The organism is Planctopirus sp. SH287, from assembly GCF_056500625.1.
In genome coordinates this window covers 712,295-738,371 of record NZ_CM151403.1, presented here as the reverse complement: position 1 = coordinate 738,371, position 26,077 = coordinate 712,295, and the positions used below count along the sequence as shown (strand labels likewise).

Genomic DNA, 26,077 nt, shown 5'->3' with positions numbered 1-26,077 from the left:
TCCTGCATTCCTGATGACTGAATCTAATGATCGGTGATGAGATGTTAGGGAATGATCCTGCCCTGACATCCATTTCCAGCGTCCTCAAGAGGACACTTGTCGGCCCGGCCGGTTCTGGCCTGTCCGAAATTTCCCTCGCCTTTGAGCGATTACAACATTCTAAAGACCATTCCGCACCACAGTGATCTCACCGCGATTAACCATTGACGATTTACAACTGGCGATTAACGACAGAAAAAAGCTCAAATGGAAAACGATGTCTTTCCCTGAAACATAAGCGAAAACTCATTATATCCGGGGAGCGGAAATGTGAGTAGTGCATTGTCAAAGTCTTAAATTCTGGCCTCGTCTGCTGTTAAGTCCGACATCGGAGGACGCTGCGATGTCATCAACCTCAAAACAAAGCCGTGACACGGCAGTAGTGCATTGTCAAAGTCTTAAATTCGGGTCTCGTCTGCTGTTAAGTCCTACAGCGGCAGACGCTGCGATGACATCAACCCCAAAACAAAGCCGTGTCACGGCAGTAGTGCATTGTCAAAGTCTTAAATTCGGGTCTCGTCTGTTGTTAAGTCCGACAGCGACGGACGCTGTGATGACATCAACCCCAAGACAAAGCCGTGACACAGCAGTAGGCCGAGGTCTTTCTTGCGGACTGATGTTCTTGATCTTCTTTGTCAGTAATATCTTGCGAAAATTTCAGTTCTACCGGAAGATCACCGGGGATGTCGCTGGTGATCGACTTGCGATACGCTCGTAAGAATGCAGGCACCACTGCTCAAGAGCAGAGTTCAACTCATCTTCGATCATATCGGCTGAAATGGGAGTACAAGCGATGAATGTCCTGGTCATTGAAGACGATCCCACAATTGGCAGGACTCTTCAGCAAGGATTCTCAGAAGCGGGACATCATTGCACCTGGCAGCAAGATGGGATCACCGGCTACGAAGCCGCCGTTTCTCAACAGGCAGACGCCATTGTGCTGGACTTGCTGCTCCCTGGCGAAAATGGACTTGATGTTCTGCAAAAACTGCGGGCAGGCGGTGTCCTGGCTCCCATCGTCCTGCTGACGGCTCTGGGATCTGTGGAAGATCGGGTCAAAGGACTCAAGCTGGGAGCGGATGACTATCTGGTGAAACCGTTTGATTTCGCCGAACTGATGGCTCGCCTGGAAGCAGTCTGCCGTCGCTCGGGGAATAAGCCCTCCATGATCCTGCAAGCAGCCGGTCTGACGCTGGATCTGACCACCAGACGCGTCGTCGCCAGTGACAACGGCAAGGAAATTGATCTGACTCCCATTGAATTCAGCCTGCTTGAACTTCTCATGCGTTATGCCGGGCAGGTGGTCACTCGCAAAATGCTGTGTGAGCATGTCTGGGGATTTAATTGGGATGGGACAACCAATGTGATTGAAGTGCACGTCAATCGTTTGCGTGGAAAGCTCGACAAAGATCGCGACCAATCTGTGATCAAGACGATCCGAGGACGTGGTTATGCCATTCCAGCAGCTTAGCCGCCGGCTCTCTTCACTCCGTTTCCGCTTGATGGTCTGGAATACGCTGGTGGTGATTCTGGCAGTTCTGGCCGCACTGATCAGTGTTCGCGAAGGACTGCGATATTCGCTGCTGGATGAAACTGATCGCATCCTGCTGGATGAAGCGCGGGCCTTGGAACTGGCTGTCAAAGAAAACTGGCCAGACGAAGAAGCGATCCGCAGCGAGATGGAACGCAAGGCGAACAGCAGCCAGGAAGTCGGCTGGCATGTGCGCTGGCTGAACGCTGATCGCAAGACGATCTTCGCCAGCGAAAGTGCTCCTGCCGAACCACTGGGAAATCAGGTGCGGCAAATAGCCGACGGACTGGTCTGGTCAATGAATGGTGTTCGCTCTGTTGAAAGGCAGATCAATATCAAAAATGGCCCAACCATGTACGTGCGCGTGGGACTCAGTACAAGTTTCATCGAGATCGACGTCGCCCGCATGACGCGGGTCTTACTGCCGATTGCGTTAGCTTTGTGTATTCTGGCCCCTTTGGGTGGTTACATTCTGGCAACTCAGGCCGTGATCCCCTTCCAGAAAATCCTGGCCTCTGCCGACATCCTGCGACCCCGACGACTGGAAGACCGGCTGAAAATTCGTGGCGTCGGCGATGAACTCGATCTCCTGGCCTCAAAGATCAATGCTTTTCTCGACGAAATTGCTTCGCAGATCGACAGAAACAATTCGTTTCTGGCCAATGCCGCTCATGAATTGCGTTCGCCTCTGGCAGCCATGATCAGCCAGATCGATGTGGCTCTTTCCAAACCACGTGACACCGCGGAACATCAGGAAATCCTTGAAACATTACTGGAGGAGTGCCAGCACCTGGCCACGCTGGTTCGGCAACTCATGCAGCTGGCAGAATCGGATATTCGCGGCACGGATATCGAACGATTGCCGGTGGATCTGAAACAGGTTGCCACCCGCGCCATTGAAATGTTTACGGCTGTTGCCGAAGAACGCTCGATCCTGCTCCTGCTAAAAACACCTTCTTCCGTTCATCAGGACTCACAAGGGGAACTGAGCCAGGAGTCGCTCAGCTTTCGGGTCATCGGCATGGAACGGGAGCTGCGGCAAGTCGTTACCAATCTACTCGATAACGCGATTAAATTTTCACCCCCCGGCGGCGATGTGGTCATTGGACTGGATCATCTTCCCGAGAAAGGCATGCTGCGGATGACGATTCAGGATCAAGGCGTGGGAATCTCTCCGGAAGATCTGAAACATGTGTTCGACCGCTTTTTTCAAGCCGATCGGTCTCGCCAGCGAGTTGAATCCCGCGGGATGGGATTGGGACTGAGTATCTGCGAAGCCATTATTAAACAGCATCAGGGAACCATCTCGATGACCAGCGAATTACGTCAAGGCACGACCGTGACCGTTCTGCTACCGATGGCCATCTGACACATGTTCCCCACCATGAGGCGTTGCAGAGGCCGTTCATGCCGAGAATCTCTTTGACAGAGCAAGCGCACTCCCTGCTGGCCAGCCACCTTCAACCGGGCGATGTGGCGATTGATGCAACAGCCGGCAATGGCCATGACACCGCCTTTCTTCTCCGTTGTGTCGGTTCGACAGGAACTGTCTGGGCTTTTGACATTCAGCAATCCGCCATTTCGGCGACGCGAGAACGAGTCTCACAGCCAAATGAACAAGTTCATAAAAACCAAGAGGCCCTTCAAAAGAATCTGAAACATCAGCCAGAGAATGTGCATCTCTTGCAGCGATCACATGCGGAATTGAAAGAAGCAATCCCCGCCTCATTAATTGGCCAGGTGGCAGCCATCATGTTCAATCTGGGATACCTGCCGGGAGGCAACAAGTCCGTCACCACGCTCGCGGCGTCCACAATAGCCGCTCTGAATCAGGCGTTAGAAATTCTTTCGCCAACAGGAATGATGACCATCCTGGCCTATCCAGGGCACCCCGAGGGCAAAGACGAAGCCATGCATATCTCTCGCTGGATTCAAGCACTGGAGCCAGCATGGCAAGTACAAGCCCTCAATTCTTCAGGCACCCCCGAGAATTCTCCCAGGCTCTATGTGATCCAACAACCACCCACAACCCCACGGCCCATTCATCACACCGGCACCACTTGAAACAGCCCTCACTGTCACTGGCTCTAAGTCTCACAGAAGATTAAAAAGGAGCCATGCAGCGATGGCCTGGAAGATCAAAGTCCCAGGTAATGACTTCCCCAATCGACGTTCACTACATAAAAATGATCCTATACTAATGTCGTGAGCGTAAAACGCAGCGCAATGCACTCTACGTAGTAAATGCTTGGCGATAGTAGCCGGTGGTGGTGTTTACAAGCACAGAGTGAGGGATATTGAAAGTTCGGCTCGCCCTCACCCCGCCCCTTTCCCATCGGAATGGGCGAGGGAGCAAATTCCTTGTTTCACGCTATCGTGGGAGTGCGGTTGTGTTGAAAATCTATCATCTTTTTGGCGGCGTAAGACCCATTCGTAAATGAACGACTGACTCCCATACGCCGCCACAAACCCCGACAGGGGACGCCCCAAACCCCGCAAGGGGAGCGGCCACAACGGGGCCGCGGATCTTTAGCCCACGACCCGGCCGATAGGCCCAAGACCCGCAAGGGGGTTAGAAGCCGCGAGCGGTGCGGATGTCCTGGAAGTCGCGTATGCGGTAACCGATGCCGATGTAATCCAGTTGTTTGCAAAGTGCTCTGACAGCGACGCCCATTCCGTCAGGCCCGCTGAAACCGCCAAACTGGCCGCCCCCTTTGAGATGAGGTTCCAGTTCAAGGAATGTGCCTGGCAGGCCGAGTTTTTGCATCTTTTTGTTGATTTTGGGCAGGTGTTCTTTCAGGTCGCGCAGAATGCGTTCGTGGCCTGAGTCGCCGACATCGGCTGGAACAAAATTCTTGAGGCGTTCTTCGTCGACCACTCCGTTCCACTGAAGATGAGGATCGATCTTGTAGTCCTTGATATGCATGTAGCCATAGGCGTTGCGCATGGCGAGGTATTCGGCGAAGCAGGCTTCAGGAGGCAGGTTCTGACTGGAGAGGTTTCCACCGTCAAAGATGCAGACCAGGTTAGGTTGCTTCACAGCCTTGGCAATGGCTGCCAGTGTCTGGCCGTTCTGCCCGACCAGATTGGCTTCCACTTCCAGGCCATAAACCAGTCCGGCTTTGGCGCAAGCTTCCACCACTGGCCCCAGAGCGTCAGCAGCGGCTTGGATGTATTTCAGGGCGTCTTCGCCGCGTGGGTGATAGAACGAGAAGCCTCGCACGATTTTAGCGCCAAGAGCGCCTGCCGCCTTGATGGTCGCGGCGACTTCAGTGTCGAGATATTTTTTGGGGGCGACGTACTTGTTGTGAGAGCCATCTTCCTGATCGAAGAGTTTTACTTTGCCAAGACGCGAGCCGATACTGCAAACATTCATGCCATAGCGAGTTTGCAGCGTGGCCAGATCTTTGAGTTGGGCTTTGTCGAGTTCTGTCACATGCTGCACCTGTCCCGTGCCCGCCACATCGACAAAGCGTGGGCTGTAGTAGCTCAACCCGAGGGCAGAAAGGGCAGAAAACTGTTCAACAGCCGACTTGGTGTTAGCCGCTTCATCAGCAAACGCAGAGAGAATCACAGCAGGTTCAGACATGGTTTGAGATCTTCAAAAGTGGTGTTGATATTTCTTTCGCTTCGATAACACTCGCCCCTTCGTCAAATCAAGCGAAGGAGAGGAAACTTTTCCGGCGAGATTTCCTGAATTCGTAGGCTGGGTCAAGACCCAGCACTTTGAGCATCGCTCCATCAATCATTTCACTCTTTGCCAGAAATGAGATCCCGCTGGAGTTAATCGCCTTGTTATCCGTCGTGTGTCATTATTCGGCGGCATCAAATTCGTCAAACGAGTTGGACAGCTGGCTTCCCCAGTCAGGCAGGTAAACACCTTTCGCCACGTAACGGTGGAACGATGACCAGGGCCAGTCGATGATTCGGTTCACAATGCCATGCTTCATTGGATAGTAGTGAATGTATTCTAAACAACGTTCGGCATCTTTCTCATCACGGCAAGTATGTTCGTAGAACCGTCTCTGCCAGATAGACCGTTCACCTTTATCGCGACGACTTCTGGTACTGATCGTCTCCGAACCACCTTCCCGAATCCACATCTGACTGAATTGTGATTTGATCAAACGCCATCGAATGGAGTAATCGTGATCACCGGAAGGCAATTCCCAGATCGTATGAAGATGATCAGGGAGAAGGACGATGCCGACAATCACAAACGGGCGATCATACTGCACTTTTCTAATCGCCAAACGAAGCGCTTTGCGTCCAAGTTCAGTCGTGAGAATTGGACGACGATCCAGAGTCACTAAGGTAAAGAAAAACATCTGGCCCAGACGATTTCGTCGATAGTTTCCCACTGGATCATAACTCCGAGAAAATGTGATCGGAGTGCATCATATGCTATTTAAAAAGCGTAGCCAAAAATGAGCTGTTTGTGCTGGGTCGAGACCCAGCCTACTACTAAATGCGACAGATAAAAAGTAAAGACATTACGGTTTCTTCCTTCTCTCGGCGTAAAGTTCACGGAATGATTTCTTTGGCATTGGCGGAAGTTCTCGTCGCTTGCCCCATTTATTGAGGGGGTTATAGACCATAAATCGGGGGAGCCACGGCCAGATGGTACGGCCGACTTTTCCCGCCAGTTCATAAAGCCGGGGGCGGCTGAACAACTTGCCGGCAAACCACATCCCCCAACGCTTGTCAAAAGGCAATAACCCCAAGGCCGCAATTTGCTTGCGCCAGGTGAGAAGCTGTAAATGGAGATCGATCTTCACAGGGCAAACATCGCTGCATGAGCCACACAGACTGCATGCAAAAGGAAGCGTGCTGTGCTGGGCGGGATCGCGAGAGGGAGCGAGGATTGAACCGATCGGGCCGGGAACAGTCGTGTCATAACTATGGCCGCCGCTACGTCGATAAACCGGGCAGGTGTTCATGCAGGCGCCGCAGCGAATGCAGTAGAGCGAGCGACGGAATTCGGGCGTTCCCAGAATTTTACTGCGGCCGTTATCCACAATGACAATATGAAGTTCGCCCCCTTCCATTGGCCCATGAAAGTGTGACGAGTAGGTCGTGATAGGCTGGCCAGTGGCCGAACGAGCAAGCAGCCGTAAAAAGACACCCAGATCGGCAGCGCGCGGGATGATCTTTTCCATGCCCATGCAGGCAATATGCAGTTTAGGAAGCGAGACTCCCAGATCGCAGTTCCCCTCGTTCGTGCAAACCACAAAGCCGCCGGTTTCCGCGATCGCAAAGTTCACCCCGGTGATCCCCGCCTCAGCTCCGAGAAATTTCTGCCGCAGTTCGTTCCGAGCCGCATTCACCAGGTAAGGCGGGTCTGTGGCGCCTTTCTCTGTTCCCAGATGTTTATGGAAAAGCTCACCCACTTCTTCCCGCTTGATATGTATCGCTGGCATGACAATATGGCTGGGCGGTTCATGCAGTAGTTGCACAATCCACTCGCCCAGGTCGGTGTCGACGACATCCATGCCGTGCCGTTCAAGAAAGGGATTAAGATGGCACTCTTCGGTGAGCATGGATTTGCTCTTGACCACCTTCTTCACGCCATGCTGCTGTAGCAACTTCAGCACAATCTCGTTGTGCTCAGCAGCATCCTTTGCCCAGTGAACGACTGCACCGCGTTTTGTCGCTTCGGCTTCAAACTGCTCCAGATACCCCGCCAGATTCGAGAGCATATGCATTTTGATCTGCGAGGCCCGTTCGCGCAGCTCTTCCCATTCGGGCAATGTCCAGGCGGCTTTGTCTCGTTTGGAACGGACAAACCAGATGGCCTGATCATGCCAATGAGCGCGTGGTTCGTTGTCGGTGAATTTCTTCGCATTGGCGGGATGGTCGTGCGTGGCGGAGATCATGATTGTCTTACCTAAAACTATTTGTCAGCTGCGAGTAAGGAGATTTTCCATACCCATCTGCGTCCTGACGGCATACCAGCAATTCGCTTCCAAACAACTGACTTTCATGCGCCGCACCAACCCCCGCAAGGGGACGGCCTAAGACCCAAACGTGGATCAACTACCGACCAGCAGACCAACGAGCCTGCGGGTCTTCGCCCGCGTCCCGGCCGATAGGCCCAACCCCCGCAAGGGGCTGACGGCGTGCCAGCCATTCGTTTCTCAACAATTGACGTTCATACGCCGTCCGAAACCCCGCAAGGGGACGGCCGATAGGCCCAAACCCCGCAAGGGGTCAAGGGGATCGGCCAGCGAAGATCTGGGCGAGGTGCATCACTTTCATGGGTTTCTTTTGCCGCACGAGTAATCCTTGAAGATGCATCAGGCATGACATGTCTCCCGCAGTCATCACCTGCGTCCCGGCTTCCTCATGATCGTGAATCCGGTCATTCCCCATCATACAGGAGACCGCTTCTTCATTGATGGCAAACGTTCCGCCAAAACCACAACATTCATCAACCCGCTTGAGTGGCACCAGTTCCAACCCTGGCATCGTCTTGAGAAGCTGCTCGGCTTTGCTATAGGCAGGAGAGACCAGTTCGCTGCATTGGCCCAGACGAAGTTCGCGGAGGCCGTGGCAGCTCTGATGTAATCCCACTTTGTGCGGGAAAGGGACATCGAGCCGATCCACTTTGAGAACGTCGACGAGAAATTCGACCAGTTCCAGCGTGTTTTTGGTGACATGGTGGAAAGCGGCTTGATCCACGCGACCAGCAACGATTTCATCGTGCAGCAGATGTTCGTAGTGGCTGCGAACCATGGCGACGCAGCTTCCCGACGGACAGATGATGTGGTCGTATTTTGCAAAAATTTCGATGAATCTGCGGGCGACAGGAACCGCGTCGACCGTGCAACCGGTGTTGGCCATGGGTTGGCCGCAGCACGTCTGGTTGACGGGAAAATCAATATCACAGCCAAATCGTTCGAGAACCTCACACGTGGCAATTCCCACGTCAGGATAAAGTTGATCAACGTAGCAGGGGATGAATAAACCGACACGAGGCATATGCGAGTTCCTGAAGGCGGAATTTCAGTCACCCGGATTGTAGACCAGTCGCGCGTTCACTGCATCCATACCCGTTGATTCGTAAGAGATTGACTGGACGCCCTTTCCGATCAACAGGACGGCGAGCCTGGGCTTCTCTCGCTTTTGATGATCGAACGACGAACTCGCCCTCTTCCAACATCTCCCATCTGAACAGGCAAGGAGCAACTAACCCTCGCCCGCGCAGGCGGGAGAGGGTGGCACGCAGTGCCGGGTGAGGGATTTTCCCAGTGTGCGTTCCCCATCAAAAAGCGTGACTGGATCTCTCTTGGTGGGTAGAGAGAATGACCGTTGTTTGAACTACGGCCCGCCCTCACCCAGCCTCTCCCATCGGAATGGGAGAGGAGCCAATCCATCAACCCCACAACCGCCATCTGGCGGCGTAAGACCCATTTGTGGATAAACAACCGACCTTCATACGCCGCCACAAACCCCGCAAGGGGCGGGTGAGGGATTTTCCAATCGACGTTCTCAATAGAGAATCGTGCCGGGGACGCTATTGATGAACCGGGCGGTGAATCGCTATCCAACCTGCAACCCGCCCTCATCCTGCGCTCCCATCTGAATTGTCGAGGAGCAAACTCGCACGATGGAGGCATGAACCGCCAGCAGGCGATCAGGGGCAAGATCGCTTTCAAAGACTGTTCAACCGGGACTTCGGAAAAAGAAAATCGCCTGTTGATTTCTATCAATCGACAGGCGACCAATCTTTAATGCCCGAAATGTGAAACAGCTCATTCATCACTGCTTGATCACAGCGAAGTGAGCGTTCCACTCCTGACTTCAACCCGGCTTTTCATGCCGAATCAAGCGGCTTCGGAAAGCTCTTCTTCGTCTTCATCGTAGACGAGGTAATAAACCGTATTTGAGACATCTTCGAGGTGAGCACGAATCGTTTCGCTAGTGAGGGAACCCATCAATTCCTCAAGAGCAGCCACGACACGATCAACTTCTTCGCTCGAGATTTCCTCGAATTCAAGATCTTCCGACACAGCTTTCTCCCTCCATTGAGACCACTGGCACTGGCCAGACCCCTTGACGGTGTCACTTGATTCCTAAGGGATCACGACCTGACGTAACACGGGTATCGGCAGGAATTTTTCCGGCCATCCATGCGAAACTCACCAGAAAATGACCTGCGGCAGAAATCCGGGGGAGTTCCTGTTTCATCTGGCAAAACAGTTTTAATTTGCCACAGACTGCGAGAGTTTACCGCTTATGTCGATTTTATTGACAAAGTTGAGGCAGCAGGGCTACTTCGACACCTTCGTCCCTTTTTTGCTAACGGCTTTCTTAGTCAATGGGGTTGTGGCTGATTTCTTCGTGGCTGCTACCGGGGGAGCTTGTTTTGCTTGCGCAGGTGAAGCGGAGGCTGCGGCCTTTTTCGATGCCGCCTTGGGTTTAGCGGGCTGGCCAGAGGCGGTTTTCGAGCCAAAAATCCGATCCCAGCCGTCAGAAAACCCTTCCGTGGAACCTGTGTGAACTGTGTAACCGGTCATGCAAAACTCTTTGAATCGTTACCAGGAGCGAATAGTTAAAGTGAGAACGCTCACAGCATAATCATCGTCTTGGGGGATGATCAACAATCCGGGAGGAAGACATGAATCGCCATTATTGAGACGGCGCTTCCAACGGCGCCATCTGCCGTAAATTCTGCCCAATATTGAGACGGTATCGCTGGTCGTTCACTCGCAGGATCACGTGTTGCCCTGCCGCTTCCTCCACAACAAATTCCACATCCCCCACCTGTTGCAGCGTTCCCGGTGCTACGGTGATTCTCAGGTTGCGGATGCGATCAAAGAACCAGACTTCGCTAGTGACAGGCTTATTCACCAACGGCGTCAAGCTGACCGCTTCCTGGGTCGTTCCTTCAACCGAGGCCGCTGAATTCACCAGACCGGTCGGACTTTCCCCAGCGCTGGCAGACGAATTGGCCTCAATGATCGCGATCAGGAACGTGAACTGGGGAAGATCCTCCACCAGTTCAAAGCGAAAGACCTGGTTGGTTGCCAGAGGAGGTGACGAGTCGTCAGTGACACGCAGTTCGATCGATTGAGATCCCGGTTCAATCGACGCGGGCGGCGTCCACTCAATACTTCCTGTAGAGGAATTGAGAATCATCCCTTCAATCAGCGAGACCGCCGACCAACGCAGTTTTTCACTGGAAGTCTCTTGATCGCGAGCCTTCGGCTGGAGTTTCCACTGTTTACCAACCACAGCCACAGGCATTTTTGCCGGTGGAGTCATCGTGGGAGCGGTGTTCGGGTCTTTCACCGTGAAACGCACTTTTCGCTGAACTGTCGCGTAGGCATCACCATCGGGCACGACATCAAACTCAAGCGTCAGTTCGTTAGAACGAGTTCCTTCTGATGAACCACGAGCGGGCAACGCGCCGCTGATGGTGCGGGATTGTGGATCGAACGTAATTCCTTCGGGCCAGGTGCCAATGGGTTTCATGACGGGTTGGGTACCGGCGGTTCCAGAAAGCTCAATCGTTTTCTTGAAAGCCGTTCGTGTCAGCAGTGTGCTTTCCCCTTTCAATTCCAGCCGGGGATCATACTTGGCAGGGGGAACGGGTTTAAGAAATCGCCATTGGCTCTGAATTTCCGCCGCTTTAGCGGTAATCACAGCAGAAGTCGGCCCGGAGGGAATCTCCACCGTGGTGCCCAGCGCATGAGAACCGGCTGTGGCTCCCCGTTCTACTTTCCACACGCCGGTGGTGGTGTTCACCGCCGTCACATTCACTCGTTCTTTTCCAATGAGAACTTCAAAAGGAAGAGGGCTACGAATGGCGAGAGGATCAGCCACGGTCAACTCTTTGGAAGCAGGTGTCATCGCCACCTTCAGAGTGGTTTCAGGAAAGAGCGTGTTTCGTGGCCGGCTTTCAGGGAACACAATCCCTTCTAATTCGATATCGATTTTAAACGGCGGGTTACCGGTGAGTTCTGTCGAATCGACGCGAACGCGATTGACGCGATGCAATAGCGAAGAAAGTTCAATTCGAGCCAGAAAATCAGCGATTTGTGCTGGCGTTCCTTCGCCCGTCAGCGAGACCGCGACACTGATATATAGCCCCGGCTTGGATTGCCGACGTTCAGGTGACGTTTTAACATTCTTTAGCTGACTGGCTTCCGCCACACTGGAAAGCCAGTTGAGATACAACCGCTGAGCATTGAGAGCATCAGGGCGTTTGGTATTAGGAGGATCAGCAGGCAGGGAAATCGCCTTCCATTGTCCTAACTGCTTACGTTCCTGAAGCAGTTGCATGACGGACTGCTGACTTTTTTCAATCTCTTCGCTAACGGAAGCAATCTCATTCTGTCGGCTGGTGATAGGCTCGATGAACGCTGGCAAGACATACATATAAGCCGCATAGAGAAGTGCCGTGCTTCCCAGGCCTATGACAAGATTCCGTTCGCGGGTATTCATGAGCGGCCTCCTTCCGTGAGAGACGACTCAGAGGACGTGGTCTTCACTGGTGGAGTCCCTGTTCCTTTGGCTCCAGAAGCTGAGGGTTTAAGGCCGCTTGAGTTTTTGGGTGGTGGCGCGGGGGGTAACAGCGTGGCGTCAATTTCAAATCGCTGTTTGTATTCAGGGTCTTTGCTGATCCCGGAAAGTTCACGAGGAACGAGACGATATTCTTTGCTCTCCGCCATGCGATTGCCCAAATCAGTCACATCAGCACCACTGCGAGCCAACCCTGAGGCCTGAAAACGACCAAACGCCTCACCGCTTCCAGCGGCAATCGACCAGCTGGTCCAGAGCAAACGCTGCGTATCAGGTAAAACTCGCGTCTGTCGCCCTAACTCCGTGGAGATTTGCGGTGCATGCTTTCGCCAGTCATCAATGGCGGCAAAAATCTTCTGGTCGGGAACCCCTTGCTTGATCATTTGGTTTGTCTCAACCTTCTGCACGTTGAGAGCCGTTAATTCGGTATCCAATTGGCTGACTTGATAGTTTTGCCAGGCGAGAATCAACGATGCAGCAACCAGTGCCGCACTTCCCCCGGCCACAATTTGAACCTTGCGATAATCCTGCTTCGGTGCCGGTTTTCTTGGATGCAGAAAATCGATGCGGCACTGTTCAGACAGCCCTCGCACAACACCAAGACAGCCGATCAGTCGCCAGATCGACTCCTGATCTGAAATCATTTGATAGAACGCTGGCTCCAGATTCGCACCGGCCAGCATCTCGCCAACTTCTTCAACCTGACATTCAAACTGAGAAGCCAGCGCGTCTTTGAGTTCCTCGCCAGTTTCACCAAGACACGCGGGCGAGGAGATGATCAGACGACGAGGTTGAAATTGTGGCGCGATTCGCCGAGCGGCAAATAGGCCACGGGTGATCTCGGCACCCATCGCCAATGGAGAGACCACACCCTGTTCATTCTTGGCGGCATGAGGGACACGAGCCGAATGGGCAAACAACAGTTGCCCATCCGCGATGGCTGTGGTTTCAATACGTCCGTCACGTTCGACCACAAATGCGACTTGGGCCGAGTTGCCAAGGATCGCTTGTGAGAGGTTCGCATGCCCGCAACTGGACAAGGTGACCTGCGTGACCTCAAGTCCCACTCCCTCCAGTAATCGGCTAGCGGTGTTCGCCAGATGAGATGGGATTGTCGCCACCAGCACATGGAGCGTGTCACTGGGAGGAGCCACAACGATCTGTGCCGCTTCGGCATCAGAAATCGCACGCATTTTCCCGCTGGCCGATAATTCGTCGACCAGAGGAAGCTTCACATGGAGTGGCAGGTAGTCGAGCATCACCTGATCAAGTGAGACCGACGACCGCATCGTGGTCTGCAAACGGACAACGTCCAGCACCTCTTCAGGAGGTGTCGGGGGTAACTCAAGATGACGCAGAATGGCGTCCTCTCGGGGGATCACCAGAATCGCTTTCTTTTCCTTTGACAGGAATTCTGACAATTCGGCTTTAAGCCAGGACACATGCCCGACATCAAACCCGGTCGGTCTTTGTCCATCTGTCCACGCCACGACTTTCGACGAATTTCCGTCGGTCGACAGGGCCGTCAGGTGGAATCGATCCCATTCAATAATCAGCACAACAGTCTCACATTTCCCGATGATACAACGAAAATATCAAGTGGCTCAGGCAAGAGAAAATCGACATTAGTCGTATTATAAATTCATGTTACGCTTGAGCCTTACCTTCTTTTTTTAGAGAATTCCAGCGGTTTCAATCTGGTCTTAAATCTGTTCTTTAAGAGAGGCAGACACGAATCAAACCCCGTTCTCGTCACCCATGTAACGCCAGACCTGCCTGTTTCGTGAGAACGGGCAAACTTTTGGAACAACGGAGGGTGAGAACCAGCCAGGCATGGCCCTGTGGATTGTATCGATCTTGCCGGGCAGATTGTTCGTGGAATTGTTTGTGGGAAAACAGGGAAATCGTCTGGAACTTGATGGCCCCCTGAAAGCCACCTGGTGGCCCGCTGATAGCTCCCCTGATGGCTCCACAGTGCTTCTGGATAAATCAATTAATGAGTCCTGCCGGTAGTCACTGTTGGTCAATAGTCCAAAATCGTATGCTACTACCCTTCGATTCATGCTCACCTCGTTCTGGAAAGTTTTGCCGTGCGTGCTCAGATTGCTCTACTGCCTGGGGATGGAATTGGTGTTGAAGTTGTTGCCGAAGCGGAAAAGCTGCTGGTAGCCGTGGCCCAAAAGTTTGGCCATGAGTTCACGTTTGTCACTGGGGCCATTGGTGGCTGTGCGATTGATGCCACAGGGGAAGCCCTTCCCGATGCGACGCTCGACCTCTGCCGAAACAGCCAGGCCATTCTGCTGGGAGCAGTCGGCGGCCCCAAGTGGGATAACCCCAACGCCAGGACTCGCCCAGAAGCGGGTCTTCTCAAGATTCGTAAAGAACTGGGGCTGTTTGCCAATCTCCGCCCGATCAAGGCGTCTCCTTATCTGGTGCAGGCTTCTCCATTGAAGCTGGAAATTGTGGAAGGGGTCGACATTCTCTTCTTCCGCGAACTGACGGGTGGGCTGTATTTCGGCGAAGCGGGGCGAAAAACCAATCCCGACGGCTCCGAAACCGCCTTCAATACCATGACCTACAGCACTCATGAGATTGAGCGAATTGTCAGGCTGGCAGGTCAGGCAGCGCGAGGCAGGCGCAAGAAAGTCACCAGTGTCGACAAGGCGAATGTCCTCGAAGTCTCCCGTCTCTGGCGGCAAACATTCGATCGTGTCATGAAGGCTGAATTCCCGGAGATTCAGACGGAACATGTGCTGATTGACGCCATGGCCATGCACCTGATTTCCAAGCCAAGGAACTTTGACGTCGTCGTGACGGAAAACCTCTTTGGTGACATTCTCACCGATGAAGGGTCAATGCTTCCCGGTTCAATGGGTTTGCTTCCATCAGCTTCACTGGGTGAAAGTGGCCCGGGCCTCTATGAACCGATTCACGGCTCGGCACCTGATATCGCCGGTAAGGGAATCGCCAACCCGCTCGCCACGTTATTAGCAGCCGCCATGTTACTGCGTCACTCCTTGCATCTTGAAGCCGAAGCAGTGGCTGTGGAAAATGCCGTCGACCATGTTCTAGCTAAGGGACATCGCACAGCAGACATCGCTGGCGGCGGCCCTTCGGTCAGCACAACTCAGATGGGGCAACTGGTACTCGACGCTTTTCTGGCGTAAACCCCAAACGTTGATGGTCTGCGAAAACTGATATCTTTCCCTGTTTCCAATCTCCCCTGCTGGGTTTTGTCATGATCACCGGGCCTTCAATTCGATCTCGTGAACTGCGGCTGTTCGTTTTGTCGGCGCTCGCGATTGTCGTGATCATGCTTCCCGGCGGGGGATTGGTTCCTGCCGCAGAAACGGCCCGGAGTACGGATTCCAAAGCCCGAATCATTCACGACGTGAATGTTCTGGCGGCTGATGAAATGGAAGGCCGTGGTGTTGGCACTGATGGCATCAACAAGGCGGCTGAGTTTATCCGTCAGGAATTTGCCAAAGCAGGCTTGGACGTAACGCGGGTCAACGGCGGTGCATTCCAGACATTCTCACTGCCGACAGGAACCAGGTTGGGAGAACCTAATTCTCTGAAACTGATCTCACCCAAAGGTGAAGAACTGATTCTGGAGATGGGCCGTGATTTTGAAGTGGGAGCGTTTGGTACCAGCGGAAAATTTGCAGGCGAAGTGGCCTTCATTGGTTATGGATTGGATGACAAAGAGGCCAAGTACGACGACTACGCTGGAATTGACGTCGCCGGAAAGATCCTGGTCTGCTTTCGTCGGACACCAGGACAAGGGCAGAAAGACGGCCCTTTTTCTCCAGCAAAAGGAGGGCGTCAAGGTGATCTGCGGGGCAAGATCATCGCCGCGATGTCTCATAAAGCCGCAGCCATCTTGTTTGTGAACGATCCTTACACTCTGGCTGAGAAAACCCGTTCTCGAGAAGCGGCCATCAATAAAGCCGAAGAGAAAGTTCTGGCCACGGCAGAACAACTGGTAGACGCCAGCACTGACGATCGGCCAGCACGAATGACGGCGATTCAGGATGCCGTCACGGCATTGCGACGTTCTCGCGAAGCCTCCAGCACCTCTGTCGACGATTTAATGCCGTTTGGATATGCCGCAGCCAATGATGGGGAAAGCCTTCCCGCGTTTCATCTTCGCCTGGAGTTTCTCAACCAGATGCTTCGCAGCGTGGGATCCAGCAACGCTGTTGAGCTGGCAGAAGAAATCGACGCCACGATGACGCCACGCAGTCGTGTTCTGACAGGCTGGAAAGCTATGGGTGAAACGAATGTCATTCGACAGACAGCCGATGTTCACAATGTGATTGGTGTTCTGGAAGGTGAAGGGCCACATGCTGATGAAACCGTCATCATTGGTGCTCACTATGATCATGTGGGCAGGGGCGGCGCGGGATCTTTATTGCCGGGATCAATGGAGATTCATAATGGAGCGGACGACAACGCTTCCGGGACGGCTGTTCTGATAGAAGTTGCCCGGCTGATTGCGGCCCATCCCCAGAAACCAGCACGACGGGTGGTCTTCATTGCCTTTACCGGAGAAGAATTGGGGCTACTAGGATCTGCCCGTTACTGCAAAGAACCCGTGTTCCCTTTGGATCAGACCGTGGCCATGCTCAACATGGACATGGTGGGTCGCCTTCAGGAAAACAAGCTCACTGTTTTTGGTGTGAAAACGGCCAAGCAGTTTGAAGGATGGCTGCGGGATGCCAACAAGGTGACAGGTTTTGAACTGATCGAAAAGCCGGAAGGCTTCGGCCCCAGTGACCACTCTTCGTTCTATGCCAAGAAAATTCCGGTAATGCACTTCTTTACGGGGCTGCACCCTGATTATCACCGTCCCTCGGACGACACCGATAAGCTGGATCTTGATGGCATGACCCGTATCGCAGCGATCGTGACGGACGTGGCCTTGGTCATCATCAACTCCCCTGCCCGACCGGAATATGTCGAAATTAAAGGGTCGGCAAATGTAGGCCGCGCGGGCAATCGTCCTTATGTGGGAACCATCCCCGATTTTGGCGTCCAAGACCCCGGCTACGCCATCAGCGGCACAGCACCAGGCTCCCCCGCAGAGAAAGCGGGACTCAAGCCCGGCGATTTGATCATTCAACTGGGAAGCAACAAAGTCACCAACCTCGACGACTTCGATCTCGCGCTGCGAAAGTTCAAAGCGGGCGAGAAAGTCGATTTCCATGTGAAGCGAAAGACAGAAACTCTCATTCTCCCCGTGGAGATGGCTCCCGGTCGTTAGATGCCGTGTCACGGCTTCGTTTTTTTGGGAGATGCACTGTCACGTCCTCCGTTGTCGGACTTTGCAACGGGTTCAACCCGAATTCTTGGCAGACGACACATTAGTGGGGCTTCGTGAGCGCACCATTTTCCATTAAAGTGTGTGTGTGTGTGTGTGAAGAATAGCCCAACTGTACGCTACCCGGCAGACTCAATGTGCCAAAACAGCCATCCGTATCCTGGAAACTCGCGACCACGAGTGATGGCAAGTGGAGCGGCCAGACAGGTTGCAATGAATTTCTCGCAGGACAATCGACATAAGCTGCCTGCTAGATTCTGGTTATGACCGGCTGGTTCAAACCGGCATTTCAAGAGAATATTGTTGGGGACGGTCTCTTATCTTCAAAATTCTTGGCCAAGCCCAATTTTTCCTCTTTTCTGTGGTATCCCAAAACATAGACTTCCTGTTGCGAAATTTACGACAAGCCGATGTTTGATGAGAAGCCCCATGTCGGGGACGTTTTTATTTCACTTTTCACGAACGATCTCGGTGAATTATTATTCCCATAACCAATCTTGCATTGATATCGGGAGGGCATACGACCATGACAGTATTGAGCCGAATCAATGGAGCAGGCGGTCTTCCGCTCTCGATGCAGGCATTTGAACGTCTTGGTTGTTTCACAGATGGCCTTGATGAAGTGGTTCGCAATATAGCCGAAGGATTTGCTCGGAAACGAGCCGAGAAATTCCTAGACTCTGCCGACATTCGAATTGAAGAAGAGGATGTTGTCAGTGCCGGGAACGCCGTGCATAACGCGATTTTGAGATTAGTTCAGGCGGGGGAAATTCCCGTCTCGGCAGCGGAACAAGTCAGCGCGATAAGTGATTGTTTGTCCCTGAAATAAGTGGAATCTTTCGCTGTGGTTGTGCGAAGACCATCTGTTGAAATGACGTCGACGGGAGAAGATCGACTGAAAAAGCTGGAGACGGCTTTCAGATTGGATATTGCCAAGATTGCCGAGACGTGTGTCAAACACGAAGGTGGAACCCAGGTTGAAGTGCGACACATTAATGCCGCTTTTGAAGCCTGGGACGGTTGGCATTCAGTCGACAACCTTGGTGGAGGCGGCCTGAACTCTTTGTCGGGTTTGGAGTAGGGATTGTGGGTCTGGCGCCCCAATTGCCTGGTTATGCTGATGGTATGTTTGGCCCCTTAACGCCGCCAACTCACGTCGCTTTTGTGTGCTTTTCTTGGTTGTTGATTTTTTTGGGTGGGGGAATCGTTGTTTTTGGGTGGATCTGCGCTCGATTTCTCAAGTGATTGTCAATTATCAATCAATAAAGCCAACCTTCATCGCCACACGTTCTTTGATCTGCGAACATCGAGGAAGAATGTTTGTCCAACGGATGAGGCAGCATTTCATTCCTGAGGGGTTCAAGACATGTCGACTGGTGATCAAGGTTTAGAAACGTCGGGGATCTCGTGCGGTATCGAGGCTGTTTGCTTCGATCTGGATGGGACGATGTTCAATACGGAACATCTCTTCTTTGAAGCAGGCGATGAAGTTCTTCAGCGTTATGATCGTCGCATGACTCACGATGTGATGGACGTCATTATTGGTCGCCGGCCGATCGAGTCGTTTACCCGTCTGGTGGAATACCTGAAGATCGATGTTGACCCATTCCACCTGCTGGAAGTCTCTCGAGATGCACATCACGCTCTGATCAGCCAGAAACTTGCTCCGATGCCGGGCGTCGTGGAACTGCTCGAAGCCCTTTTCGTAAAAGGGATCCCTTGTGCCGTCACCACCTCGTCGCCGCGTGATTATGCGGAGTCCCTGATTGAGCAATCCGGATTATCCAGGCACTTCCGCTTCTTTCTGACGTCTGGCGATGTCATTCAGGGGAAGCCGCACCCGGAAATTTATTTGAAAGCCGCCCAGACGTTCGGCGTTCATCCCGAGAAAATGGCGGTCTTTGAAGACAGTGCGGCAGGCACACGCGCCGCCGTGCTGGCCAGGTCAAGGGCCATTGCCGTTCCTCATGAATTCACGGCCGCTCACGACTTTACCGGAGCTGAATTAAGGGTCGAGGCGCTGACAGACCGCCGCATTTACGAACTGCTGGCGATTTGACTCACATAAACCTGACTCGCTGACTTTGAAATAGCGTTCTTTGTGCCATGCTTGCGGCTTTGAGAGCAAGCATGCTCTTGAGATCGTCAACGCGATATTTCAAGTTGCGATTCGTATCATTGAAAACTCGCAATTTTTGAGATGCTTATGACATTCTGGTTCACAACTTTTGTGATGCCCACCACATTGTAATGACCACTGTGTAATGCCACATTTTAGTGACCACTGTGCCCCGATTTTTAGGAGACTCTCATGACGATCAGCGAATGGCTGTTACCCGAGTTTGATTATGAAATGGCCACGACACGCAAGGTTCTCGAACGGATCCCGGAAGATAAGTATGAGTGGAAAGCTCATCCCCGATCCAACTCGATTGGGTGGAATGTGGCTCACCTGGCCGACATTGCTGGCTGGGCCGATGTCACCCTAAAGAAGGATTGCTGGGATGAGAATGGTGAGACACCCGGACTCAAGGCAATCAGCCGTGAGCAGATCCTGGGCGTGTTTGACGAAAACGTCAAGAAGGCCCGGCAAGCGATTGTAGAAGCCACGGACGAAGATTATGAGAAACCCTGGTCGCTGATTTTTTACGGCCAGACGATCTTCACCATGAAACGCCGCGAAGTCATGCGGAGCTTTGTTTTAAGCCACAGCATTCATCATCGCGGTATTTTGACAGTCTATATGCGACTCAACGAGATTCCTGTGCCAGCGGTTTACGGGCCATCAGGTGATGAGAACAATTTTGGCGGCTAACCGCTAAATGTGCTGCCTGACAAGAATCAAAACCTCCGTGCCGCGTTGGAACGATCCTGAGCGGCATGGAGGATTTGCAAGCCAAAGCAAAATCCACAGCGAATGCTGTGACTGATTCGGATCCCAGGATTTAACAGCGCTTTGTGTGCCTTGCTTGCGGCTTTGAGCAAGCATGCCCTAAGCATCTCACAACGCGCCGTTGATTTCGGGAAAGCGCATCACACGGGATGAGCGGCCTGTCGGCTCTCATGCCAGGAACACCTTCACCTCTGTTGCCCGCAAATAAGATCATGCACCGGGACGCATATGCAGGTAAGCTGAGAGGACGTCGTACAGGTCGTGGGAAATGGCCACTTCCTCGTCTTCGAAGTCATCAAGCCAGGCACGGTTTGAACGGGATGCGTCGGAAATGGCACGACGAATTTCGCCCAGGCGGACAGGAACGCGATCGTCCTCAGCCGTGAAGTCGCAATCATCACCAGTAAACAGACGGAGTCGATGTCGCATGATTCATCCTTGAAAAGCAGCGACCTGATTTTTCGGCAACCCTCACTTTGCCATTCTGATCGTTTTCGCGACCAGCAATGTCACCCTGATCGTCTCCACGGTCAGAAACGGGCTACCATGGGGCAGCTAACGGCAGTTTATTCCGTCATTTGCACCCTCTGATCTGTGTCATCGACCGGCGGGACCCGCCGAAATCACACATTTGTTCCGAAAAATCCGGTCACGCTGCGAACGTCAGTTACTCACGCAAAGCTTGCTCTTCGCAACATGCCTCGCATGCGGCATAAGCTAATCCGTCCTACGGATTCAGCGGTATGCCAGTTCTTCAGGCAGATTCGGCGTTCGGAGCGCCTGAACTCCATACTTGCCAGCAAAAACCGCCGAAGAAGACAATTCCTTGCTCCACCCATGAGAAGAATTGAAAGAATCGGTATTGTCTCATTTACTGAAAAAGCCTCTGCAGTCCTGACATCAGACCTTGCTGGTTTGTGCCCTTGGCAAATGCGCATCTTAATGATGGGCTGTGGATCCTCGATCTTTTTTCATCATCATTGGCCTTCAGAGACATCACGGATGCCGTCTCCTGTTCCACTGACCCAACGAATCGCCCAGAATCTTCAACTTAAGTCTCCTCAAGTCGAGGCGGCCGTACGGCTGTTGGATGAAGGGAACACGATCCCTTTTATCACCCGCTACCGTAAAGAAGCGACCGGCAATCTGGATGAAGAAAAGCTCAGACTCATTCATGAAGAACTGACCGATGGTCGCCAGCTCGAAGAGCGGGCGACAGCGATCACGCGACTGTTGCAACAGCAGGAACAACTGACTCCTGAGTTGGAAGCCGCAATTACGACGGCCACTTCATTGAAGCAATTGGAAGACATTTATCTTCCTTATCGCCCCAAGCGAAAAACACGGGCCACTGTTGCCAAGCAACGGGGATTGGAGCCACTCGCCACACGGATTTTTCGTGATGATCCGACACTGGGAGATCTTCAGCTTGCAGCCAGGGCCTTAATTTCAGCAGAAAACGGGCTACCGACTGGCGATGAGGTTCTTGCCGGTGTGCAGGATATTCTGGTGGAGTGGATCAGCGAAAACTCCATGGTTCGTGAAGCTTTACGCCAGGTACTGCGCCAGACAGGTCGCCTGCAATCCACCGGCATCGAGAAGGCCAGTGCTCAGGCACAGGCTGAGTACCGTGATTATCTGGACTTTGCCGACTTGATGATGCGTATTCCGCCGCACAGGTTGCTGGCGCTCAATCGCGGAGAACGGCAGGATGTGCTCCGTATCAAAGTGGGTTGGGATAAACATCGTGCTCAATTCGTGACAGAACGCACGCTGAACGTGGACGCTCGCAAGTATGCGGATTTCCTCCGGTCGGCGATTACTGAATCACTGGAGCGACTACTCCTGCCTTCCCTTGATCGGGAACTGCGGAAAGATGTGACGCTCAAAGCCGAACGTCATGCGATTGATGTGTTTGCCAAAAATCTGCGAAACCTGTTGTTGCAACCACCCCTTTCGCCACAACGTGTCTTAGCGATCGATCCAGGTTTGCGAACAGGATGTAAGCTGGCCGTGCTCAGCGAAACCGGTGATGTTCTGGCACTGGATGTGGCCTATATTACGGGCAATAACGAACGGCAGCTCGAAGCACGAAACAAAATCGTGCAGTTGATTCAAGCCCATCAGGTAAAGACAGTGGCCATTGGCAACGGAACCGCCTGCCGCGAGACGGAAGAACTGGTCGCAGCTGCCATTCGTGATGAACTGCCCGATGTTCGCTATATCATTGTCAATGAAGCCGGCGCAAGTATTTACTCGGCCAGTACGATTGCCCGCGAAGAATTTCCCGAGCTTGATGCCACAGCCCGAGGCACAATTTCCATTGCGCGACGATTGCTTGACCCACTCAGTGAGTTAGTCAAAATTGAGCCTCAGCACTTGGGAGTGGGAATGTATCAGCATGACATTCCCCCCAAGCAACTCAAGTCGGCACTGGATGGCGTCGTTGAATCGTGCGTCAATTATGTTGGTGTCGATCTCAATACAGCCAGTTCATCGTTGCTCAAGTATGTTTCTGGATTGAATCAGTTGTTGGCGAAGCGAATTGTGGATCGACGAAAGACCTCCGGCCCGTTTCGCAGCCGATCAGAGTTACTTGAAGTCCAGGGGGTTGGCCCAACGATTTTTACCCAGGCGGCAGGCTTTCTGAAGGTCAGCGGAACCGAACCACTGGATGGAACATGGATTCATCCCGAAAGCTACGCCGCGACGAAAACATTGCTGACAAGGCTCTCAGTTCCTTATACCGAGACTTCGGCAGAAGGCCATGGTTCCCGATGGCAAGGCGTATTGAGCCAGCATACCGATCGGCTCAAACAGGCCGTCAATGAAGTCTCGCAAATGACCCGGGAAATTGGTGTGGGTGAGCAGACACTGCGCGACATTCTGGAATCGCTGCTAAGGCCGGGACGTGACCCGCGGCTGGATCTTCCCAAGCCGGTCTTTCGGCAGGACATTCTGCGATTCGACGATCTGGCTGAAGGGCTGGAACTGCAGGGGACGATCCTCAATGTCGTGGACTTTGGAGCTTTTGTGGATGTTGGACTAAAAGATAGTGCCCTGATCCACGTTTCAAAAATGTCGACACAGTTTGTCCGAAATCCGCATGAACTGGTTTCTGTGGGTGATCGTGTGACAGTCTGGGTGGCTGACATTGATAAAGAACGTCGAAGGGTCGGATTAAGCCTGATCCCGCCCCAGTGATTCTTTGACAGGTCACATTGAAGACGGTCATGTCTTGTTGTTGGATTGCTCCAGAACCTGATGACCGACCATTGTGCAACAGGCCTCGATCAAAGCAGCGCGGTCAACTGGCTTGGAGACATAAAGATCACAACCAGAATTCAGGCAACGCTCTTTGTCCCATTCCATGGCATGCGCGGTCAGGGCAATAATCCGGTTGGGAAACTGCTTGTCTCTGAGAGAGCGAGCGAAGGTGTATCCATCCATTTCTGGCATCTGCATATCCGTGATCACCAGATCAAACAGGCGGTCGGGAGCAAGGGGAGAGGCAATCGATCCGTTCGTGGTCATCGCTTCCAGGGCCAGTTTTCCGTTATCAAAAACACTGACAATGGCTCCGGCTCTTCGCAGATGAAAAGCGATCAGTCGCTGATTGTCAGGCCCATCTTCTGCAAGGGCGATTTTCACGCCGTATAATGGCAAGGATGGTTCTTTCATTCCAACTTGAATGGGCGCTGCCTGGCATTCCCGGTGATTGGTCTGTGATGTTTGTGATGGTGAATTTGATGCGGAAAGAGAGGTCGTGAGAACGCCTCTTTCAGCCCCTTCATCAACCTCTTTGTCAGCCAACAATCCAGGGAGAATGTTCGTTTCAGTCTCACTGTCTTGTTTAAGGGAGTCTCCGGCTGCAATCGTGAGTTGAAAGATACTTCCCAGGCCAGGTTCACTGGAGACCGTGATGTTTCCGCCCAGTAATTGAGCCAGGCTGCGGCTGATTCGCAGACCAAGCCCTGTGCCCCCAAAACGGCGCGTCGTGCTCGTGTCGGCTTGGACGAAAGCTCCAAACAACTGCTCCATTTGCTGCGCAGTCATCCCGATTCCCGTATCGACAACATCAAACTGGATCATCGGAGTTGGCGTTTGCGACCGCTGGGAAACTCGAACAGAGATGCTCCCTTTCTGAGTAAATTTGAGCGCATTGCCCAAAAGGTTGACAAGAATCTGCTTCAGCCGAAGGGGATCCGATGGAATTTTCACAGGCAACGGTTGAACAAGATCTATTCTCAGCAAGACGCCTTTTGCCGAGGCTTTGACCTGCATCAGCGATTCAACATCGCGAAGCAGATTTTCCAGATGAGTCGGTATCGTCTCGACCGTCATCATCCCCGATTCAATTTTTGAAAGATCCAGAATATCGTTAATGATCGTCAGCAGATGTTCGCCATTACGACGAATCGTATCAACATATTCCCGCCGTTCACGATCAACGGCACTGGCCGCACACCTGTCCTCAATGAGCAGTTCAGTATAGCCGAGAATCGCAGTCATCGGAGTCCGAATCTCGTGGCTCATGTTGGCGAGAAAATCGCTTTTTGCGCGACTCGCTGATTCAGCCGCATTCCTCAGACGCACCATTTCAGCGGCATGGCGTTCCAATTCACGCTGGTGTTGATGCTGGTCGGTAATATCGCTTTCAATAGCCATAAAGCCGGTGATCTGTCCTGATTCGTCACGAAGGGGATCGATCTCGATTCGGACAAAATACTCACGGCCACTCTTCGAGTAGTTCATCAGTTCTTCAGTGACGGCTTTCCCTTGACGGATCGCTTCCCCGATACGATTCACAGCCAGCGGGTCGGTATTGCTTCCTTGAAGGACTCGACCAGGGCGTTTCCCGTACAGATCATCTAAGGTATATCCAGAGATCCGCGTGAAGCCTTCGTTGACCCATTCCACACAGCCGAATCGATCGGTAATGATGACTCCATTGGCCGTCCTGCGGGCGATTTCCGCCAGCCGACTGACTTCGGACGTGCGAATTTTCACTTGCCGCTCGAGGTCAATCGCGCGAGATTCGATGGATTCTCTGAGTTGTCGTTCCAAACGATTGGTGGAAAAGACTTTTCGAAATGCTTCCAGATTGGCGCAAAAACGCCACGAAAAAATGTTTAATGCCAACAGAAAGAAGGCCAATAACCGATAGCCCGGCCAGAGAAACATGAGCATGGACATGGCATAGCCGCAGATCGCGCAAAACAGGAAAATGCCAGCCAAATCAAACAGTTTACGATTTCGGTCTTCAACCCGCTCGCAAAAATAAGACCTCATCCAGAAGACAAAGATTCGTAAATAAGCGATGATCACCGTTCCGCTGAGCACCATGAGCATGATAATCCATGGCCAGTCGCTTCTTCCATCAGAAGTCATCAGGCAATGGGTACGAGGCATGTAGTAGCCTCCCCCCGTAAAGAAGTCGATCAGCGGCCACCCAGTTTGAGATAACGCTTGAATGCCTGCTCCTGACGCGGACTTAATGAGAGAGGCTGGCTGACACAATTCGTCATTGGTCAGGGCCAATAGGTAAGCACCATTGGGGCTAACAGAGATTGGCAGCGTTGTTGGTGGCAAAGCGGGCGACGCGGGAAGACTTTCACTTGTAATTGTCCGGCCCAGCGAACCCCAATGGGAACGATCCCACACAATGCTGCCCAGCAGCACCACAGCGACGGCCACGGCCCAAAGCCGCGGATCAGACATTCCTCCCACGGGGAGGCGAGGAGCAGGCAACACAGCGAAGCTC

General features: G+C 52.9%; 21 protein-coding genes. 11 read left to right on the top strand and 10 right to left on the bottom strand.

Going from position 1 to position 26,077, the window contains the following annotated elements; all coding sequences use genetic code 11:
• Positions 1–832 precede the first annotated feature (832 nt).
• The 3 genes from SH287x_RS02740 to mnmM are packed head-to-tail and all read left to right on the top strand — an operon-like array spanning position 833 to position 3,634.
• The gene (locus SH287x_RS02740) at positions 833–1,510 is read left to right on the top strand and encodes a response regulator transcription factor (RefSeq protein ID WP_479516912.1); all 678 of its coding nucleotides are present in this window, start codon (positions 833–835) and stop codon (positions 1,508–1,510) included.
• Complete coding sequence (locus SH287x_RS02735; protein ID WP_479516911.1) at positions 1,491–2,939, top strand: sensor histidine kinase; 1,449 nt, start codon at positions 1,491–1,493, stop codon at positions 2,937–2,939. Before SH287x_RS02740 ends, SH287x_RS02735 begins: the two co-directional genes overlap by 20 nt.
• A 38-nt stretch (positions 2,940–2,977) precedes the next feature.
• A complete protein-coding gene (gene mnmM, locus SH287x_RS02730; protein ID WP_479516910.1) occupies positions 2,978–3,634 on the top strand; it encodes a tRNA 5-(aminomethyl)-2-thiouridylate-methyltransferase MnmM in 657 nt (218 codons plus the stop codon).
• 508 nt (positions 3,635–4,142) lie between these two features.
• On the opposite strand, the gene SH287x_RS02725 is transcribed toward mnmM, so the two are convergent.
• The 8 genes from SH287x_RS02725 to SH287x_RS02690 form a co-directional block, all read right to left on the bottom strand.
• A complete protein-coding gene (locus tag SH287x_RS02725) occupies positions 4,143–5,159 on the bottom strand; it encodes a sugar phosphate isomerase/epimerase family protein (RefSeq protein ID WP_479516909.1) in 1,017 nt (338 codons plus the stop codon).
• A 223-nt stretch (positions 5,160–5,382) separates the two neighbouring features.
• Positions 5,383–5,931, bottom strand: a complete 549-nt coding sequence (locus tag SH287x_RS02720; protein WP_479516908.1) for an REP-associated tyrosine transposase — start codon at positions 5,929–5,931, stop codon at positions 5,383–5,385.
• A gap of 132 nt (positions 5,932–6,063) precedes the next feature.
• Entirely contained in the window at positions 6,064–7,446 is a 1,383-nt protein-coding gene (locus SH287x_RS02715) for a lactate utilization protein B (RefSeq protein WP_479516907.1), read from the bottom strand.
• Positions 7,447–7,780: 334 nt separating this feature from the next.
• Complete coding sequence (locus SH287x_RS02710) at positions 7,781–8,551, bottom strand: (Fe-S)-binding protein (protein WP_479516906.1); 771 nt, start codon at positions 8,549–8,551, stop codon at positions 7,781–7,783.
• An 845-nt stretch (positions 8,552–9,396) separates the two neighbouring features.
• On the bottom strand, positions 9,397–9,582 hold the full coding sequence (locus SH287x_RS02705) for a hypothetical protein (protein WP_479516905.1): 186 nt from the start codon (positions 9,580–9,582) through the stop codon (positions 9,397–9,399).
• A gap of 261 nt (positions 9,583–9,843) precedes the next feature.
• Positions 9,844–10,089: a hypothetical protein gene (locus tag SH287x_RS02700; protein ID WP_479516904.1), complete on the bottom strand. Its 246-nt coding sequence runs from the start codon at positions 10,087–10,089 to the stop codon at positions 9,844–9,846.
• Between the two features lie 112 nt (positions 10,090–10,201).
• Positions 10,202–12,019, bottom strand: a complete 1,818-nt coding sequence (locus SH287x_RS02695; protein WP_479516903.1) for a putative Ig domain-containing protein — start codon at positions 12,017–12,019, stop codon at positions 10,202–10,204.
• Positions 12,016–13,656 (bottom strand): hypothetical protein, encoded by a 1,641-nt coding sequence (locus tag SH287x_RS02690; RefSeq protein WP_479516902.1) that lies wholly within the window; start codon positions 13,654–13,656, stop codon positions 12,016–12,018. The genes SH287x_RS02695 and SH287x_RS02690 overlap by 4 nt, the downstream gene beginning before the upstream one ends.
• Before the next feature lie 274 nt (positions 13,657–13,930).
• On the opposite strand from SH287x_RS02690, the gene SH287x_RS02685 reads away from it, so the two are divergent.
• The 7 genes from SH287x_RS02685 (at position 13,931) to SH287x_RS02655 (ending at position 20,235) form a co-directional block, all read left to right on the top strand.
• Positions 13,931–14,110, top strand: coding sequence for a hypothetical protein (locus SH287x_RS02685; RefSeq protein WP_479516901.1), 180 nt, complete (start codon positions 13,931–13,933; stop codon positions 14,108–14,110).
• Between the two features lie 77 nt (positions 14,111–14,187).
• Positions 14,188–15,264 (top strand): 3-isopropylmalate dehydrogenase, encoded by a 1,077-nt coding sequence (gene leuB, locus SH287x_RS02680; RefSeq protein ID WP_479516900.1) that lies wholly within the window; start codon positions 14,188–14,190, stop codon positions 15,262–15,264.
• A gap of 71 nt (positions 15,265–15,335) precedes the next feature.
• Positions 15,336–17,363: a M20/M25/M40 family metallo-hydrolase gene (locus SH287x_RS02675; protein WP_479516899.1), complete on the top strand. Its 2,028-nt coding sequence runs from the start codon at positions 15,336–15,338 to the stop codon at positions 17,361–17,363.
• Between the two features lie 583 nt (positions 17,364–17,946).
• Entirely contained in the window at positions 17,947–18,249 is a 303-nt protein-coding gene (locus SH287x_RS02670) for a hypothetical protein (RefSeq protein ID WP_479516898.1), read from the top strand.
• A complete protein-coding gene (locus SH287x_RS02665; protein ID WP_479516897.1) occupies positions 18,250–18,501 on the top strand; it encodes a hypothetical protein in 252 nt (83 codons plus the stop codon).
• A gap of 285 nt (positions 18,502–18,786) precedes the next feature.
• Complete coding sequence (locus SH287x_RS02660; protein WP_479516896.1) at positions 18,787–19,479, top strand: HAD family hydrolase; 693 nt, start codon at positions 18,787–18,789, stop codon at positions 19,477–19,479.
• Between the two features lie 252 nt (positions 19,480–19,731).
• Positions 19,732–20,235: a DinB family protein gene (locus SH287x_RS02655; RefSeq protein WP_479516895.1), complete on the top strand. Its 504-nt coding sequence runs from the start codon at positions 19,732–19,734 to the stop codon at positions 20,233–20,235.
• A 288-nt stretch (positions 20,236–20,523) separates the two neighbouring features.
• Here the strand turns inward: SH287x_RS02655 and SH287x_RS02650 are convergent, their stop codons facing one another.
• Positions 20,524–20,742 (bottom strand): hypothetical protein, encoded by a 219-nt coding sequence (locus SH287x_RS02650; protein ID WP_479516894.1) that lies wholly within the window; start codon positions 20,740–20,742, stop codon positions 20,524–20,526.
• 573 nt (positions 20,743–21,315) lie between these two features.
• Between SH287x_RS02650 and SH287x_RS02645 the strand changes: the two genes are divergently transcribed.
• Positions 21,316–23,517 carry a Tex-like N-terminal domain-containing protein gene (locus tag SH287x_RS02645; RefSeq protein ID WP_479516893.1) on the top strand — a complete coding sequence of 734 codons (2,202 nt, stop codon included), beginning with the start codon at positions 21,316–21,318 and terminating at the stop codon, positions 23,515–23,517.
• A gap of 27 nt (positions 23,518–23,544) precedes the next feature.
• Here the strand turns inward: SH287x_RS02645 and SH287x_RS02640 are convergent, their stop codons facing one another.
• Entirely contained in the window at positions 23,545–26,067 is a 2,523-nt protein-coding gene (locus SH287x_RS02640) for a PAS domain-containing hybrid sensor histidine kinase/response regulator (RefSeq protein ID WP_479516892.1), read from the bottom strand.
• Between the last annotated feature and the right edge of the window lie 10 nt (positions 26,068–26,077).